Raw genomic sequence first — 13,852 nt, 5'->3', positions numbered from 1 at the left:
TTGATGGGGACCTGAGGTACGGTCCCGTCCGTGCAAAGGTCCAGCGGCAGGCCGGAGGCCACCGCGGGATAACTGACCGGACGTTCAGTAATAGGATTTAGCCTACAGCAGGATGTGGCGCAGCACACCCTGCCGGGTCGGGGCACCGGAAATCTACCCGTTCTGTGCGCCGGAACCCTGCCCACGGTGTTCTGCGGAGATTGTGCAGGACTACGTTGGAGCGCACATCCGCATCCCCTGAGGAGCATCATGTACGAGTTTCATTCCCCGACTACGGTTTTGCCTCCGCTCTCCGCTTCCTCCGGGTCACCGGGGAAATCCAAACCGGCCGTCCGGTTCCGGCGCACCGGTCTGGTTGGCGCCCTGCTGCTGGGGTTGACCGGAGCCCTTGCCGGCGCGGTGACCGCCGCGCCGGCTTCGGCTGCGGAAACAGTGTCCGGCTCCGGCACCGATGCCCGGGCAGACGGCAGCCACCGGGGCGGATATGGAAAGGGGCACGGGAACGGTCACGGGAACGGACACGGGAACGGCCACGGCAATGGCCACGGCGGCGGCCACCACGGCCGGGACAAAACGGTTGACTATGTAGCGTTTGGGGACTCCTACGCTTCAGGATTCGGCGGCGGGCCGCTGCTGGATGCCTGCCGCCGCACGGCCCAGGGCTATCCGACCCTGCTGGACGCCCTGCCGCGCGTGGAGCTGGACAGCGATCAGTCCTGCGCCGGCGCCACGGCACTGACCACCGATCCGGCCCCGCCGGCAGGCCCCGTGGACCTGCCGGAGCAGATCTCCACCGCCGTCTCCGCCAACCTGCTGAACCGGCAGACCGATCTGGTCACCGTCACCATTAGCGGCAATGACGTGCAGTTCGGCTCAGTGGTGGCTGCCTGCGCCGGACCCGTGCTGCCGGAAACCTGCGCCCCCGCAGTGGCGGCGGCACAGGCGTACGCGGAGACCGCCGTCGTTGCCCAGCTGCAGGCCAGCTTTGCGGAGATCCGCCAGGCGGCACCGCGGGCGGAACTGGTGGTGGCCGGTTATCCTCACCTGTTCGAGGCCGCCGCGCCGGGAATCCTCAGCGTAGAGGCACAGAACCTGTTCAACGCCGGAACAGACGCGCTCAACGCCGTCGTCGCCGGGCAGGTGGGCGACGGCACCTTCGTGGACGTGACCGAAGCCTTCGCCGGCCACGGCATCGGTTCACCGGACCCCTGGATCCTTGCGGACGGCCCCTTTGCCCTGCATCCCACGGCCACCGGATACAGCGAGGGCTACTTCGCCGCCATTACCGCCGCTGTGGACGTGGAGCGCCTGGCCCAGGGAGGCAAGGGGCACTGCCGCGGACGCTGACTGAGAGGCGGGCTCAAACTACGTCCCGGCTGGTGCGGTCAGCACTTCCGCCAGGTCAAACTTCACCGGCTCCTCCAACTGGCTGTAGGTGCACGAGTCCGGGGAGCGGTCCGGCCGCCAGCGCAGAAACTGGGCGGTGTGCCGGAACCGCTCCCCCTCCATGTGGTCATACTTGACCTCCACCACGCGCTCGGGCCGCAGGGTTACAAAGGACAGGTCCTTGCCGCCGCTCCAGCGGCTGCCCTCGGAGTTGCGGGGCGTGCGCGTCCCGGCGTCCTGCTTGTCCGCCGTCCACGGGTGGTCCGCCGAGTCCGAGACGAGCGGCTGGAGTTCCGAGAACAGTTCACGCCGGCGGGCCATGCTGAACGCGCCGGCCACCCCCACGTTGGTGAGTTCGCCGTCGTCGTTGTAGAGGCCCAGCAAAAGCGAGCCGACGGCGTCCGGCCCGGATTTGTGCACCCGGTAGCCGGCCAGCACGCAGTCCGCGGTCCGCTCGTGCTTGTACTTCGCCATGGTGCGCTTGCCCGGCTGGTAGGGATCCGTCAGGGGTTTGGCCACGATGCCGTCCAGGCCGGCACCCTCGAACTCGCTGAACCAGCGCTGCGCGGTGCCTGGATCAGTGGTGCGACTGGTCAGATAAACGGGTGCGGCGGCGTGGGCAAGCGCGGCTTCCAGCGCGCTGCGGCGCTCCGCGTACGGCCGGTCGAGGAAACCGGTGTCGTCCAGCGCCAGCAGGTCAAAGGCAACGAAGGCCGCCGGTGTTTTTTCGGCCAGCAGTTTCACCCGGCTGGCCGCCGGATGGATGCGCTGCTGCAGGACCTCAAAGTCCAGCCGCTTCCCTGATTCGCTGATCAGGATAATCTCGCCGTCCACCACGCAGCGCTGCGGAAGGTTGGCCTTGAGCGCGTCCACCAGTTCCGGAAAGTACCGGGTCATCGGCTTTTCGTTGCGGCTGCCGATTTCCAACTCATCACCGTCCCGGAAAATGATGGAGCGGAAACCGTCCCACTTGGGCTCATAGGAGTAGTCCCCCTCGGGCAGCGCAGTCACGGCTTTGGCCAGCATGGGGGCTACGGGCGGCATTACCGGAAGTTTCATGGGCCCCATTCTTACCCGGTTTTCAGCCGAGGGGAATGGAAACGCCCAGCCCCGCGGCAAACGCGGTCAGCAGGTCCCGGCCCTGCTGCCAGTTCCCGATGCCACTTTCATCATTGATGTGGGTCAGTGCTCCGGCGTCGATCACGGGGACACCCCAGGCCTGGGCCAGCAGCCGTGCTCCGGGGAGGGTGCAGTAGGGATCGTTTTCGCTGGCAACCAGCAGTCCGGGCACCGGAAGCGGCTCCAACCGCGGGTCCCGGAAAGATCCGGCAGTGTCCGGGAAGGCCGGCTCGGCCGGATCCGGCGGCGCCACCAGCAGCACACCCCGGGCGCCTTTCGGATTGCGCAGCAGCCACTCGGCGGAGGCCAGGCAGCCCAGGCTGTGGGCCACGAGGATGGTGTCACCGCCGCGGGAACCGGCGGCGTCGTCGAGCGCGTCCATCCAGTTCTCCAGGTTCGGGTCATCCCACGACGACGGCGAAATCCGGGACACGTCCGCGGCACCGTCCTGCCACCGGCTTTGCCAGTGCTCATCATTGGAGCCGCCGATCCCGGGGACCATGGTCAGGTGCATGCTGTTCGCCTCTCATCCTGTGGTGCCGGGAGCCGGCAGCCGGGAATATCTGCTCGGAAACCGGTGCTGTCAATGAACATGAAGAAGATCGGTTTCCTGTCCTTTGGACATTACCGCGACGTGCAGGGTTCCTTTGTCCGCACCGCCCGGGACGCCCTGCTGCAGACCGTCGAAACGGCGGTGGCAGCCGAGGAAGCGGGCATTGACGGAGCCTTCCTTCGGGTCCACCACTTCGCCCCGCAGTTCGCTGCGCCGTTCCCTCTGCTGTCCGCCATGGCCGCACGGACTCACAGGCTTGAACTGGGCACGGCGGTGATCGATATGCGCTACGAAAATCCGCTGTACATGGCCGAAGAAGCAGCGGCCGCGGATCTGATCAGCGGCGGCAGGCTTCAGCTGGGCCTGAGCCGGGGTTCACCCGAGCCCGCGCTGCGCGGCTATGAGGCATTTGGCTACGTTCCCACCGGGGACAGCACCGATGCGGATGAGGCCCGCAAGCACACACTGGTGTTCCGGGCTGCGATTGCCGGTGCAGGCCTGGCGAACGCGGATCCGATGATGACCGGCAGTTCCGACGCGCTGGCCATCGATCCGCAGTCCCCCGGCCTCGCAGAACGGATCTGGTGGGGTTCCGGAACCCGGGCGACGGCCAAGTGGACCGGCGAACAGGGCATGAACCTGATGAGCTCCACCCTGCTGACGGAGGATACCGGAGTTCCCTTCGACGAGCTCCAGGCCGAGCAGATTGCAGTGTTCCGCAAGGCTTGGGCCGATGCCGGACATGAGGGGACTCCGCGGGTCTCCGTCAGCCGCAGCGTCATTCCGCTGGTGACCGACACCGACCGGCGGTATTTCGGGCTGCGCGCCCAGGCCGAGGGACGCGACCAGGTGGGACGGCTCGACGGCGGCCTGGCCCGTTTCGGCAAGAGCTACATTGGCGAACCTGATGTCATTGCCGCCCAGCTTGCCGCGGACGCCGCGGTTCAGGCTGCGGACACGCTTCTGGTGACGGTGCCCAACCAGCTGGGCGTGGACTACAACGTGCAGCTGCTGGAGAACATCGTGAAGCATGTCGCGCCGGCGGCCGGCTGGCGCTGATGCCTCCCGTACGGCGGCGGTTCCCGGCTGTCACCGGCATGCGCTATGGTGGTGTCAGCTTCACGAGAGGTGGCCAACGCCCGGAGGAATCCGGGTCCGTAAAAGCTCCGACTGGCCTCACACCAACCCCATGTTCGGCGGGTGGTTCGGATGACGAAGCGGCCTGACGCCGCCCGGCGCAGGCAAGGACAACCTGTAAAGGAACACGCTGTGAGCACTTCCAGTGACACCCGCTGCGCCAGCTTCCGGCCCGGCCATAACATCCATCAGATCCATGCCAAGAAGCTTGTTGGCTTCGATGACTGGGTGGATGCCCAGGCCTACGTGGACCTGGACCTGGGCATCGTCCAGCTGGTCGTGGACGGCAGGCAGCAGCTGATGTGGTTCCATGACCTGCCGACGCTGGCCCTGGCCCTCGCCGGTTCCGGCGGAGCGGCCCAGTGGTGCGCCCGGTATTCCTCGCTCCTGGTCCCCGGCGGTTTCGACGGCCCGGCCCGGCGCTCTTTTTTCTACTTGGCGACGCCGGAAAAGCTCAGGCCGTGTAGCGGGTTCAGCTCAGCATCCGGCGCCGAAGCCGCTTCAGCACAGCAGGGCTGAGCCCGGCGTCGCGCAGGTACTGTTCCGCGTCCAGCCCGTCCAGGGCGCGGAGCAGTTCCCGCCGTCCGTCGGCCACCCTCGCGGCTTCCTGCTCGGGAGTCAGCGGCTTTTCCCGCGGATGCACCTGCGTGGCGTGGAAGGCATTAATGCCGCGGACCGCCTCCCCATAGTCGTCGGCAATGGCTTCCGGCGATGCCCCGGCCAGCTGGAGCAGCAGCATGGCAATGAGCCCGGTGCGGTCCCGGCCGGCGGAGCAGTGGATCACCACCGCGCCGTCGTCGGCGTCTGCCAGGGCCTGAACGACGGCGGCGATCTTCTCCGGCCAGCGCCGCAGGTTCTCCCGATACCACTTGGGTGAATCCATGTACGGGCCGCAGAGCGCGGTGAAGTCGGGATCGTTCGCTTCCTGGGTGGGCCGGGTCAGGAAGGTGATGCCGGCGGCGGCGTCGGGGCCCACCTCCGGGTCGGTGTCCCGGCGGCCCTGCTCGACGTCGTTGCGCAGGTCGACGACGGTGCGGACGCCGGCGTCGCGGGCCTGCGCCCAGCCCCGCTCAGTGAGCCATTCGGACCGGCCCATCCGGAAGATCCGGCCGGGTGCCACGGAGCCGCCGCCGGCAACCGGGATGCCGCCCAGGTCACGGGCATTCGCCGCGCCTTCCCACTCCACATCCCGGTTGCTCATCACGCCCTTCTAGGACCAGTCGAAGAAGCCCTTGCCGGACTTCCGGCCGAGCTCGCCGCGCGCCACCTTGTCGCGGAGAATCTGCGGCGGTTCAAACCGCGGACCAAGGGTTTCGGCAAGATACTCGGCAATGCCCAGGCGCACGTCCAGACCCACAATGTCGGTGGTCCGCAGCGGACCCGTGGGGTGCTTGTAGCCCAGGACCATGGCGGCATCGATATCCTCTGACGTGGCCACGCCCTCCTCCACCATGCGCATGGCTTCCAGGGCGATGGCCACTCCCAGGCGGGAGCTGGCAAAGCCCGGGGCATCGTTCACGACGACGGGCGTCTTGCCGAGGTCCTGCGCCCAGGCGGCGGCGGCTTCGGCCAGCCCCTCGGAAGTCTGCTTTCCCAGCACCACCTCAATCAGGGTGGAGGCGGGAACCGGGTTGAAAAAGTGCAGCCCGCAAAACCGCTCCGGGCGCTGCAGCTTTTCCGCCAGGCCGGAGACGGACAGTGAAGACGTGTTGGACGCCAGCCAGGCCTCGGATCCCAGCTGCTCCTCGACCGCAACCAGGGCTGCTGCCTTCAGTCCGAAATCCTCCGGCACTGCTTCCACCACCAACCCGGCACCGGAGAACGCCGCATAGTTCGTGGAAACGGACAAACGCGCGGTCAGGTCCGCCAGGCCCGCGGAAACGGTGCCGCGCTCGACGCTCTTGGCCAGTGCGCCGGCGACGCGGTCATAAGCGGCGGAGGCGGCGTCGTCGTCGCGCTCCACCACCACCACCGTTGCTCCGGCCGTGACGAAGGCGTGGGCAATGCCCGCGCCCATCCGCCCGCCGCCGAGCACTCCTACCGTGGAGGGAACTGCCATTACTTTTTCTTCCTCTCAAGGAATGCTGACATGCGGTCAAACTTGGCCTGCGATTCAAACAGAATCCCCTGCGCCAAATTGTCGATGGCGGGGTGGGCGTCCGCCGGGGCGGCAAACACAGTTTTGGTGAGCCGGACGGCCAGCGGGTCCTGGCGGGCAATCCGGTCCGCCAGGGCGTGCGCGGCGGCCAGCAGGTCTTCCGGTTCGGCGAGCTCGGTGACCAGGTGCGCGGCCAGCGCTTCCTCGGCGTTCAGCACCCGTCCGGCCAGCAGGATCTCCTTGGCCAGCGGTTCACCCACGAGTTCCTTCAGCCGCCAGCTGGCGCCGGCGGCTGCCAGGATCCCCAGCGAGGTTTCCGGATTGCCGATCTTGACGCGGGGTGTTCCAATCCGGAAGTCCGCAGCGAAGGCCAGCTCCGCGCCGCCGCCCAGGGCGTAGCCGTCCAATGCCGCAATGACGGGCATCGGCAGTTTGGCGATCCGGGCAAACACGGTGGAGTTGATGCCTCGCAGGGCGTCGTCGCGGCGGCGTTCGCGCAGCTGGGCAATGTCCGCGCCGGAGGCAAACACCCCGTTGCTTCCAGCAAGGATGAGGGTCCGGGGGTTCTCCTCCAAGTCCGCGCAGAGCAGGTGCAGCTCTTCGACCATGGCGGCATCGATGGCGTTGCGGACCTCGGGTCGGTTGAGGACGGCGGTGACGCGCCCGTTCCCCTCGGTGACCTGCAGGGTGGTGAAGGAGCTGTAGTCGGCGCCCATTTAGACGGCCTCGATCAGCATGGCGGTGCCCTGGCCAACGCCGACGCACATGGTGGCAATGCCGCGGGCGGCACCCTCGCGTTCCATTCGGTTCAGCAGCGTGATGGCAATCCGGGAGCCGGAGGAACCCAGCGGGTGCCCCAGGGCGATGGCGCCGCCGTCGTTGTTGACGATGTCTTCGTTCACGCCGAGCCGGCGGATGCAGGCCAGGGACTGGGTGGCGAAGGCTTCGTTGAGTTCAAAGGCGCCGACGTCGGCAAGTTTCACGCCGCTGCGGGCGAGCACTTTCTGCGTGGCCGGGACGGGGCCGATGCCCATGATTTCCGGCGGCACTCCGGCGGACGCGCCGTCGACAATCCGGGCCCGGGCGGTGAGCCCGTACTCGCGGATGGCACGCTCGGAGGCGACGATGATCGCGGACGCGCCGTCGTTCAGCGTGCTGGAGTTGCCGGCGGTGACAATGCCGCCGGGCCGGACCACGGGACGCAGCTTGGCGAGCACCTCGGCGGTGGTGCCCTCGCGCGGGCCCTCGTCGGTATCCACCACGGTGTCGCCCTTGCGGCCGCGGATGGTGACCGGAACAATTTCGTCCTTGAAGTGTCCGGCGGCAATGGCTGCCAGCGCGTTCTCGTGCGATCGGACGGCAAACGCGTCGGCGTCCTCGCGGGAGATGCCGTCCACGGCAGCCAGTTCCTCGGCGGTTTCCGGCATGGAGTACGTCATCTTGCCGTCGCGGGAGAGTTCTCCGGAGGTAAAGCGTTCGTTCACGAAGCGCCAGCCGATGGAGGTATCGAAGGTTTCACCGGGCTTGGCGAAGGCCTTGGTGGGCTTTTCGGTGACCCAGGGCGCGCGGCTCATGGATTCGGTGCCGCCGGCAATGACAATGTCCGCAGCCCCCGCCTTGATCATGTGCGAGGCCATGATGATGGCGGACAGTCCGGAGGCGCAGAGCCGGTTCACGGTGATGCCGGGAACGTCGCCGGGAAACCCGGCCAACAGGGCGGCGAGGCGGGCAACGTTGCGGTTCTCTTCACCGGCACCGTTGGCGTTGCCGAGGATGACTTCGTCGACGACGGCGGGGTCCAGTCCCTCGCGCGCCACCAGTTCCTGCAGCGTCAGTGCCGCCAGGTCATCGGGCCGGACACTGGACAGCGCGCCGCCGTACCTGCCCACCGGAGTCCGCACTCCGCCCACGAGAAACGCTTCAGTCATTGTTGCTCCCACCGTCTGTGTGCCGCCGGCCGACGCTGGCCGGGCAGCATTTACTGACCATTCGTTCTGTAAAGAATTGCACGGCGGCGGAACGCGGTCAATGTGACCGGCCTTGGGTGACGGACGGCTCTGCGGACAGAAAATGTCCGCAGGAACGCCCGCAGCCGGCGGTTCGCGGGGCTAGGCTTCGGGCATGAGCTTCAACATTCAAATATGCGTGGACTGCGAAAACGCCCATGAGCAGGCTGATTGGTGGGCGGAAACGCTGGGCTGGGTCAATGAACCCCTTGACCAGGCCCTGATTGATTCCCTGCTGGATCAGGGGACCATTTCCCCGGACATGCTGGTTGACCATAAAGGGCAACGGCGGTGGCGCGACGGTGCGGCGATCTGCCGGGAAAGCGAGGTCGGCTCCCCGGAACGCCTGCGCATCCTTTTCCAGCCCGTGCCCGAGCCCAAGACGGCAAAGGACCGCATCCATCTGGACATCCATATCAACGGGGCGGACAAGGACGTGAAGCGGGCGGAACTTGAGGCACGCGGAGCCACCTTCCTGTATTCGGAACAGCAGGGGCCATCCTCCTGGTACACCATGGCCGATCCCGAAGGAAACGAATTCTGCATCGCCTAGGCCAACGGGCTGGAGCGGGAGGGTCCGGCGTGCGGCGCTTCCAGGGTTATTGCAGCAGTTCCGCCGGCACAGCGTAGGTCAGCACAACGGCCAGCAGGTTCTTGGCGGCGTGCACGGCGTAGGACAGGATGAAGTTGTTTCCCGCCCAGACGTAGATGCCCACCAGCACCGCCCCCATGGCCAGGTACGGCATCAGGACCGGCAGCGTCAGCGCTTCCTTGCCGGCCAGGTGGATGCCCGCGAAGAGCAGCACGGAGATTGTGCAGCAGGCCCAGATGTTCAGGTGCCGGCTGAGCTTGCCGATGAGCAGGTGACGGAAGATGTACTCCTCCACAAAGGGCGCAATGATGACCAGCAGCGGAATGATCAGCAGCGGCGGCAGGGAAACCACCAGGCCCTGGACAGCTTCCTGGTTGACCGCTGTTTCGGGTGGTCCGGTGAAGGCCACCGCGACGGCGGTGAGCAGCAGCATGACAAACACGCCGCCCGGAATGATCGCCAGCGTCAGCCAGGGCCGGGTGGCCAGGATCCGGGTTTCCCGCACCGCGTAACGCCAGGAAGCCCAGGCGGCCAGTGCGCCGGCCGAAAGGTAGAACGCCAGGTTCACCACGTAGCCGGCCAGCAGCGGATCGGGAATCAGCGTGGTCAGTCCGGGGATGCCGAGCCCCGGGGCGTAACTGAAGATCAGCAGGAACAGCACGTAAAACCCTGCGGCAATTCCGTCCCGCCGGGTAAAGGCGTAGGACAGGAAGTCCGGCCGGCGAAGCTCAGCCACGTTAGACGGTCAGCTCAGCCATGACGCGGGGCATGGCGTCCAGCAGCTCCCCGGCCAGGAAGCTGAGGGGTCCCTGGGCGGCGGCCAGCCGGTCGCCGGCGGTGGAGTGCAGGTAGGTTCCCCAGCAGGCGGCCTGTTCTGGGCTGGCTTTCCGGGCCAGGAACCCGGCGATGGCGCCGGCCAGAACGTCTCCGCTGCCGGACGTGCCCAGGCCGGAGTTGCCCGCAGGAACTTCCCAGCGCCGGCCATCCGGTGCCGTAATGAAGCCCTGGGCGGCCACTACCGCCTGATATTTGGCAGCAATGTCCAGGGCCGCCTGTTCCACGTCGAGGTCCGTCCCGGGGTCAAGATCCAGCAGCCGGGCGGCTTCCTTCTTGTTCGGCGTCAGCACCAGACGCCCGGCCCAGCCCTCATACACCTCCGGCAGACCGGGCAGAACACCCAGTGCGTAGGCATCAAGGACCACCGACGCGTCTTCCTTCATCAGCGGGGCAATGCTCCGGAGCAGCTCTGCGGTGGAATCGGCGTCGTCCAGACCGGGGCCAACCACCACCACGTCGGACGTTTCCAGATCGGCCCCTATGGCTTTGCCCGCCCGGGACCCGGAAATCACGCCCTCGTCTTCGGGCAGCGGAGCGCACCCCGATTCAGGCACTGCCACGGCAACGGCCACGGCCACTGAATCGGTCACGGCGAGGGTCAGCCGCCCGGCGCCCACGCGCAGGGCGGCACGGCCGGTCAGCATGGCAGCGCCCGGTGAACGCCGTGCACCGCCAACCACCAGCACGTTGCCGCGGTCGGATTTGTCAGCGGCCTCACGGTTGACCTGCCAGCCCTTCAGCAGGGCGGGAGTTACGGCAGTTACGGGTTCAGCGGGGGTGGACATGGTTGTCATCTCCTGCATGCTCGGTCACCGGTGCGCCGCCGGATTCCAGGTGGTCAACGGCATTGAAGCTCTCCAGCACCCAGCGGCCCTTTCCTTCCGGGCGCATCAGGCGGGTTATGGAAGCGTTACGGACGCTTGTACTGGAAGCAATATCGAGAAGTTCGGCCTCGCTGAGCTGCTCGCAGATGTAGCGGATCAGCATAATCACGGCATCATGGCAGACGACGGCGACGCGCTTTCCGTCGTTTTCGTCGTCGATGTCGCGGAGGACCGAACGCAGGCGCAGTGCCACGTCCGCCCAGGATTCCCCGCCCGGGGGCCGGTAGGAGAACTTGCCCAGCCAGTTTCGCCGCTGTGCTTCATCCGGGAAACGGGCGTCCACTCCTGCTGAAGTCAGCAGGTCCAGGATGCCCAGTTCCCGGTCGCGCAGCCGTTCGTCCAGGCGCATGTCCTGCAGACCGGTCAGCTCCGCTGTCTGCCGGGCCCGCAGGTACGGCGAACACCAAACAGCCTCGGGACGTTCATGCTCCGGCAGCCCGGCGAGCCAGCGGCCCAGTGCTTCACCCTGCTGAACACCGGCGTCACTCAGCGGAACGTCGGCGTCCCGCAGCCCAATGTCGATGACTTCGGCCCCGGAGCGGTGTGCCGCAGTGGCTGCTACGTTTCCCGCGCTCTCGCCGTGCCGGATCAGGACCAGTTCGATTGCACCCATCCTCCGACTCTACCCCCGCCCCAAAACCGATTCGAGATGAATTCACGGGAAAAACCTGTGGATTCATTATTCATAGCACTTGATTCGGGTACACCAAATGTGATTAGGCTCGGCAATGGAAAATACGCTTTGGAACGATCCAACGGACATTTCCCAGACTTCTACAGGGAATCGGGCACGGCGGGCCTTGCTGGCATGCTCAGCGGTAATTGTCCTTGCATCCTGCTCCGCGGGTCCCGCGGACAGCACCGACGCCGGGGGCACCAACAGCCCTGCCCCCGGCGTCCCTTCAACTTCTTCCTCCCCCACGCCCGTTCCCTCATCTGCAGCTGCACCTGAGCCCTTACATGAACCTCTGTCACCGGATTCCCGGTCGTACCCGGCGGAAGAACTCGTCCTCTCCGAAAAGGGAACAGGCAGCGGAAGCTACGTTCTTGAGGGTGGTCTGAGAGAGGGGGAATCCCTCACCATTGCGGTCACGTGCACCCCTGGCGGAGAACTGGACGTGAAAACCGACCCCGCCATCGCAGGCATCGGCAACTTTCGCTGCGGCAACGGGCCGCTTGACATGAGTGTCAGCAATCCCGCCCTCGTGCGGGATATTCCGGATCTGTCGGTCACTGTGGAGACGTCCAGCGGCGCATCCTTCTGGGTACAGGCCCGGGTCCACGGCGGCGCCTAGCATTTATGAAAATGTTTCCTTTGCATGGATAAATAAATTTCCGGCACTTTTCAAAAACCCTTGATTCAACTCACCTCATTGTGATTAGGGTCGTTGATGGGAACCTATATGAAGGAAAGCGCATCCAGAGCAGCATGTACCTCCGCCACAGGGCAGCGCGGCCGCGGCAACCCCGGTCTTTGGATTGGCCGCGGCGCCCTGGCCGCAATGTTTGTTGCTGTCCTCTCCGGATGTTCCGCGGACGGGACGGCTGAAGCCGAGCCGGCCAACACCACGCCGGCGGCTGCCGCAAGTGTCTCCCCTTCCGGCCCTCTTGAGGATTCGGATGTGGCGGAACCCCTTGCACCACAGATTGAACTGGACGGTGTTTCTCCGTCCGGAGAGAGGGTTCTTTCCGAGCAGGGCGTTGGCACCGGAACCCATAAGTTTGACGGAATGCTGGAAGCGGGACAGGTCCTGAGCCTCTCCGCGTCCTGTCCCCCCGGAGATTCAGTGTCCGTCAGCGGCGCTATGGGGCGTTATACCGTTCCCTGCAGCAGCCCCGCCTCGTCATATACTTTCGATGCTCCGGCCGACGAGGCCGTTGAAGGCGTGGAAGTCACCGTGAAAACGGCCCACGGCTCCCCCTACTGGCTCGCGGCATGGGTGCACGACGCAGAATAAGCCTCCCGCGCGCCGTCACGTGTTGGTACGCTGATCCGTCTTGCCGCCGTTGCGGACGGTGAAGGTCAGCAGGAACGCGACGGCGGCAAAGGCCGCCAGCAGCATCAGCCCCACAAAGTAGCTGCGGTTCGCGGGATCGTAGGTGGCGCCCATGACCAGCGGCGGAAAATAGCCGCCCAGTCCCCCGGCGGCGGCGATGATCCCGCCGACCGTGCCCACGTCCTGCGCCGGTGCTGCCCGTCCCACCCAGGCAAACACGCCGCCGGTGCCCAGCCCCAGGAACAGGGCCATCAGGATAAATGCCGTGCCGTACACCCGTTCCTCCTCCGGCCGCAGCGCAACGACAATGGCCAGGACCACGGTGCCGGCCAGGGACGTGAGCGTCACCAGTTTCGGACCCACTTTGTCCGCGATCGTTCCGCCGATGGGCCGGGCGATCACGGCTGCCACCGCAAAACCCGCGGTCCGGGTTCCGGCTGCCGTGGCGTCATAGTCGTACACGTTGCCAAGGTAGGTGGGCAAATAGTTGGAGAACGCCACGAAGGCCCCAAAGACCACTCCGTAGAGGAAACACAGCTGCCAGGTCACGCGCAGGCTGAAGGCGTGGGTAATCTTCGGCAGCACCGGTTCGGTGGGTGCAGACCAGGCCGGTGACTCACGCAGAATCAGCCAGCTCAGCACCGCCATGGCAGCCACCACGACGGCGATGGTGATGTGGGTGCCCATGTAGCCGACGGCGGTGACCAGCCGGGGCGTGAAGAACGCCGAGACGGCGGTGCCCACCATGCCGGCCCCGAAGACGCCGGTGGCGAATCCTTTCCGGGTGCGTTCGTACCAGGCCGAGCAGAACGGAATGCCGATGGCGAACACAGTCCCGGCGATGCCCAGGAAAAACGCAATGACCACCAGGAACGGGAAGTTCCCCATCTGTCCCACGATGCCGGTCAGCAGCACCAGCGGCGCGGTGATGCCCAGAATGACGGTGAACATGATTCTGCCGCCGTACCGGTCGGTCAGGGCCCCCACCGGGATGCGGGCCACTGATCCCACCAGGATGGGCATGGCCACCAGGATGGAGGTCTGGCCCGGTCCCAGGTCCATGTCCGCGGCGTACCGGCTGGACAACGGCCCAATGATTGTCCAGGCCCAGAACCCCACCGTGGACGCCACCGTGGCAACAATAAGGTTCTTCAGCTGCCCGGACCTCAGGTCCGCGGATGACGCCGGCGATTGCGCTGAAGCTGGCATGACGGTCTCCTCTCGTGCAGGGCTGGTGCCGGCG

The 13,852-nt window shown here is 66.3% G+C and carries 16 protein-coding genes and 1 riboswitch; of the genes, 6 read left to right on the top strand and 10 right to left on the bottom strand.

Annotation, left to right across the window (positions count from 1 at the left end; translation table 11 throughout):
* The first annotated feature begins 249 nt into the window (after nt 1-249).
* Nucleotides 250-1,347 carry an SGNH/GDSL hydrolase family protein gene (locus CXQ89_RS03605; RefSeq protein WP_104160312.1) on the top strand — a complete coding sequence of 366 codons (1,098 nt, stop codon included), beginning with the start codon at nt 250-252 and terminating at the stop codon, nt 1,345-1,347.
* 18 nt (nt 1,348-1,365) lie between these two features.
* Here the strand turns inward: CXQ89_RS03605 and CXQ89_RS03600 are convergent, their stop codons facing one another.
* Together CXQ89_RS03600 and CXQ89_RS03595 are read right to left on the bottom strand one after the other, a co-directional pair.
* Nucleotides 1,366-2,445 (bottom strand): ATP-dependent DNA ligase, encoded by a 1,080-nt coding sequence (locus tag CXQ89_RS03600; protein WP_104160311.1) that lies wholly within the window; start codon nt 2,443-2,445, stop codon nt 1,366-1,368.
* A gap of 22 nt (nt 2,446-2,467) precedes the next feature.
* A complete protein-coding gene (locus CXQ89_RS03595) occupies nt 2,468-3,019 on the bottom strand; it encodes an alpha/beta hydrolase (RefSeq protein ID WP_104160310.1) in 552 nt (183 codons plus the stop codon).
* A gap of 72 nt (nt 3,020-3,091) precedes the next feature.
* Here CXQ89_RS03595 and CXQ89_RS03590 point away from each other — a divergent pair, with 72 nt between their 5' ends.
* Complete coding sequence (locus tag CXQ89_RS03590; protein ID WP_104053038.1) at nt 3,092-4,117, top strand: LLM class flavin-dependent oxidoreductase; 1,026 nt, start codon at nt 3,092-3,094, stop codon at nt 4,115-4,117.
* 58 nt (nt 4,118-4,175) lie between these two features.
* Nucleotides 4,176-4,312, top strand: a riboswitch (SAM riboswitch).
* A gap of 15 nt (nt 4,313-4,327) precedes the next feature.
* Nucleotides 4,328-4,714, top strand: a complete 387-nt coding sequence (locus CXQ89_RS03585; RefSeq protein WP_104053039.1) for a hypothetical protein — start codon at nt 4,328-4,330, stop codon at nt 4,712-4,714.
* On the opposite strand, the gene CXQ89_RS03580 is transcribed toward CXQ89_RS03585, so the two are convergent.
* From CXQ89_RS03580 to CXQ89_RS03565, 4 genes are read right to left on the bottom strand one after another with little or no spacing between them, the layout of a single operon-like run.
* Entirely contained in the window at nt 4,668-5,396 is a 729-nt protein-coding gene (locus tag CXQ89_RS03580; protein WP_104160309.1) for a tyrosine-protein phosphatase, read from the bottom strand. The genes CXQ89_RS03585 and CXQ89_RS03580 overlap by 47 nt on opposite strands.
* A gap of 9 nt (nt 5,397-5,405) precedes the next feature.
* Nucleotides 5,406-6,254, bottom strand: a complete 849-nt coding sequence (locus CXQ89_RS03575) for a 3-hydroxyacyl-CoA dehydrogenase family protein (protein ID WP_104160308.1) — start codon at nt 6,252-6,254, stop codon at nt 5,406-5,408.
* Nucleotides 6,254-7,009: an enoyl-CoA hydratase/isomerase family protein gene (locus CXQ89_RS03570; protein ID WP_104160307.1), complete on the bottom strand. Its 756-nt coding sequence runs from the start codon at nt 7,007-7,009 to the stop codon at nt 6,254-6,256. Before CXQ89_RS03570 ends, CXQ89_RS03575 begins: the two co-directional genes overlap by 1 nt.
* Complete coding sequence (locus tag CXQ89_RS03565) at nt 7,010-8,221, bottom strand: acetyl-CoA C-acyltransferase (RefSeq protein ID WP_104160306.1); 1,212 nt, start codon at nt 8,219-8,221, stop codon at nt 7,010-7,012. It abuts the gene before it with no gap.
* Nucleotides 8,222-8,414: 193 nt separating this feature from the next.
* Between CXQ89_RS03565 and CXQ89_RS03560 the strand changes: the two genes are divergently transcribed.
* Nucleotides 8,415-8,852: a VOC family protein gene (locus CXQ89_RS03560; RefSeq protein WP_104053044.1), complete on the top strand. Its 438-nt coding sequence runs from the start codon at nt 8,415-8,417 to the stop codon at nt 8,850-8,852.
* Between the two features lie 46 nt (nt 8,853-8,898).
* Here the strand turns inward: CXQ89_RS03560 and CXQ89_RS03555 are convergent, their stop codons facing one another.
* Genes CXQ89_RS03555 through CXQ89_RS03545 form a run of 3 tightly spaced genes read right to left on the bottom strand, consistent with a single transcriptional unit; the run spans nt 8,899 to nt 11,225 of the window.
* The gene (locus CXQ89_RS03555; protein ID WP_104160305.1) at nt 8,899-9,627 is read right to left on the bottom strand and encodes a CPBP family intramembrane glutamic endopeptidase; all 729 of its coding nucleotides are present in this window, start codon (nt 9,625-9,627) and stop codon (nt 8,899-8,901) included.
* Between the two features lies 1 nt (nt 9,628).
* Nucleotides 9,629-10,513, bottom strand: coding sequence for an NAD(P)H-hydrate dehydratase (locus tag CXQ89_RS03550; protein WP_104160304.1), 885 nt, complete (start codon nt 10,511-10,513; stop codon nt 9,629-9,631).
* Entirely contained in the window at nt 10,497-11,225 is a 729-nt protein-coding gene (locus tag CXQ89_RS03545; protein WP_104160303.1) for a histidine phosphatase family protein, read from the bottom strand. Before CXQ89_RS03545 ends, CXQ89_RS03550 begins: the two co-directional genes overlap by 17 nt.
* A gap of 505 nt (nt 11,226-11,730) precedes the next feature.
* Here CXQ89_RS03545 and CXQ89_RS18290 point away from each other — a divergent pair.
* Both CXQ89_RS18290 and CXQ89_RS03540 read left to right on the top strand, forming a co-directional pair.
* Entirely contained in the window at nt 11,731-11,907 is a 177-nt protein-coding gene (locus tag CXQ89_RS18290; RefSeq protein WP_181032219.1) for a hypothetical protein, read from the top strand.
* 108 nt (nt 11,908-12,015) lie between these two features.
* A complete protein-coding gene (locus CXQ89_RS03540; protein ID WP_104160302.1) occupies nt 12,016-12,570 on the top strand; it encodes a hypothetical protein in 555 nt (184 codons plus the stop codon).
* Between the two features lie 15 nt (nt 12,571-12,585).
* Here the strand turns inward: CXQ89_RS03540 and CXQ89_RS03535 are convergent, their stop codons facing one another.
* Nucleotides 12,586-13,818: an MFS transporter gene (locus CXQ89_RS03535; RefSeq protein WP_104160301.1), complete on the bottom strand. Its 1,233-nt coding sequence runs from the start codon at nt 13,816-13,818 to the stop codon at nt 12,586-12,588.
* Nucleotides 13,819-13,852: the final 34 nt, after the last annotated feature.

The sequence above is a fragment of the Arthrobacter sp. ZGTC212 genome (assembly GCF_002929255.1).
Lineage (GTDB): Bacteria > Actinomycetota > Actinomycetes > Actinomycetales > Micrococcaceae > Arthrobacter_B > Arthrobacter_B sunyaminii.
Note: the sequence above shows the minus strand (reverse complement) of the source record. Positions and strands in the feature narration are given on the sequence as shown.

Bases quoted from the DNA above. Each gene is read 5' to 3' on its own strand.
- CXQ89_RS03605 (WP_104160312.1), top strand. From the start codon at position 250: ATGTACGAGTTTCATTCCCCGACTACGGTTTTGCCTCCGCTCTCCGCT.
- CXQ89_RS03600 (WP_104160311.1), bottom strand. From the start codon at position 2,445: ATGAAACTTCCGGTAATGCCGCCCGTAGCCCCCATGCTGGCCAAAGCC.
- CXQ89_RS03595 (WP_104160310.1), bottom strand. From the start codon at position 3,019: ATGCACCTGACCATGGTCCCCGGGATCGGCGGCTCCAATGATGAGCAC.
- CXQ89_RS03590 (WP_104053038.1), top strand. From the start codon at position 3,092: ATGAACATGAAGAAGATCGGTTTCCTGTCCTTTGGACATTACCGCGAC.
- CXQ89_RS03580 (WP_104160309.1), bottom strand. From the start codon at position 5,396: ATGAGCAACCGGGATGTGGAGTGGGAAGGCGCGGCGAATGCCCGTGAC.
- CXQ89_RS03575 (WP_104160308.1), bottom strand. From the start codon at position 6,254: ATGGCAGTTCCCTCCACGGTAGGAGTGCTCGGCGGCGGGCGGATGGGC.
- CXQ89_RS03570 (WP_104160307.1), bottom strand. From the start codon at position 7,009: ATGGGCGCCGACTACAGCTCCTTCACCACCCTGCAGGTCACCGAGGGG.
- CXQ89_RS03565 (WP_104160306.1), bottom strand. From the start codon at position 8,221: ATGACTGAAGCGTTTCTCGTGGGCGGAGTGCGGACTCCGGTGGGCAGG.
- CXQ89_RS03560 (WP_104053044.1), top strand. From the start codon at position 8,415: ATGAGCTTCAACATTCAAATATGCGTGGACTGCGAAAACGCCCATGAG.
- CXQ89_RS03550 (WP_104160304.1), bottom strand. From the start codon at position 10,513: ATGTCCACCCCCGCTGAACCCGTAACTGCCGTAACTCCCGCCCTGCTG.
- CXQ89_RS03545 (WP_104160303.1), bottom strand. From the start codon at position 11,225: ATGGGTGCAATCGAACTGGTCCTGATCCGGCACGGCGAGAGCGCGGGA.
- CXQ89_RS03540 (WP_104160302.1), top strand. From the start codon at position 12,016: ATGAAGGAAAGCGCATCCAGAGCAGCATGTACCTCCGCCACAGGGCAG.
- CXQ89_RS03535 (WP_104160301.1), bottom strand. From the start codon at position 13,818: ATGCCAGCTTCAGCGCAATCGCCGGCGTCATCCGCGGACCTGAGGTCC.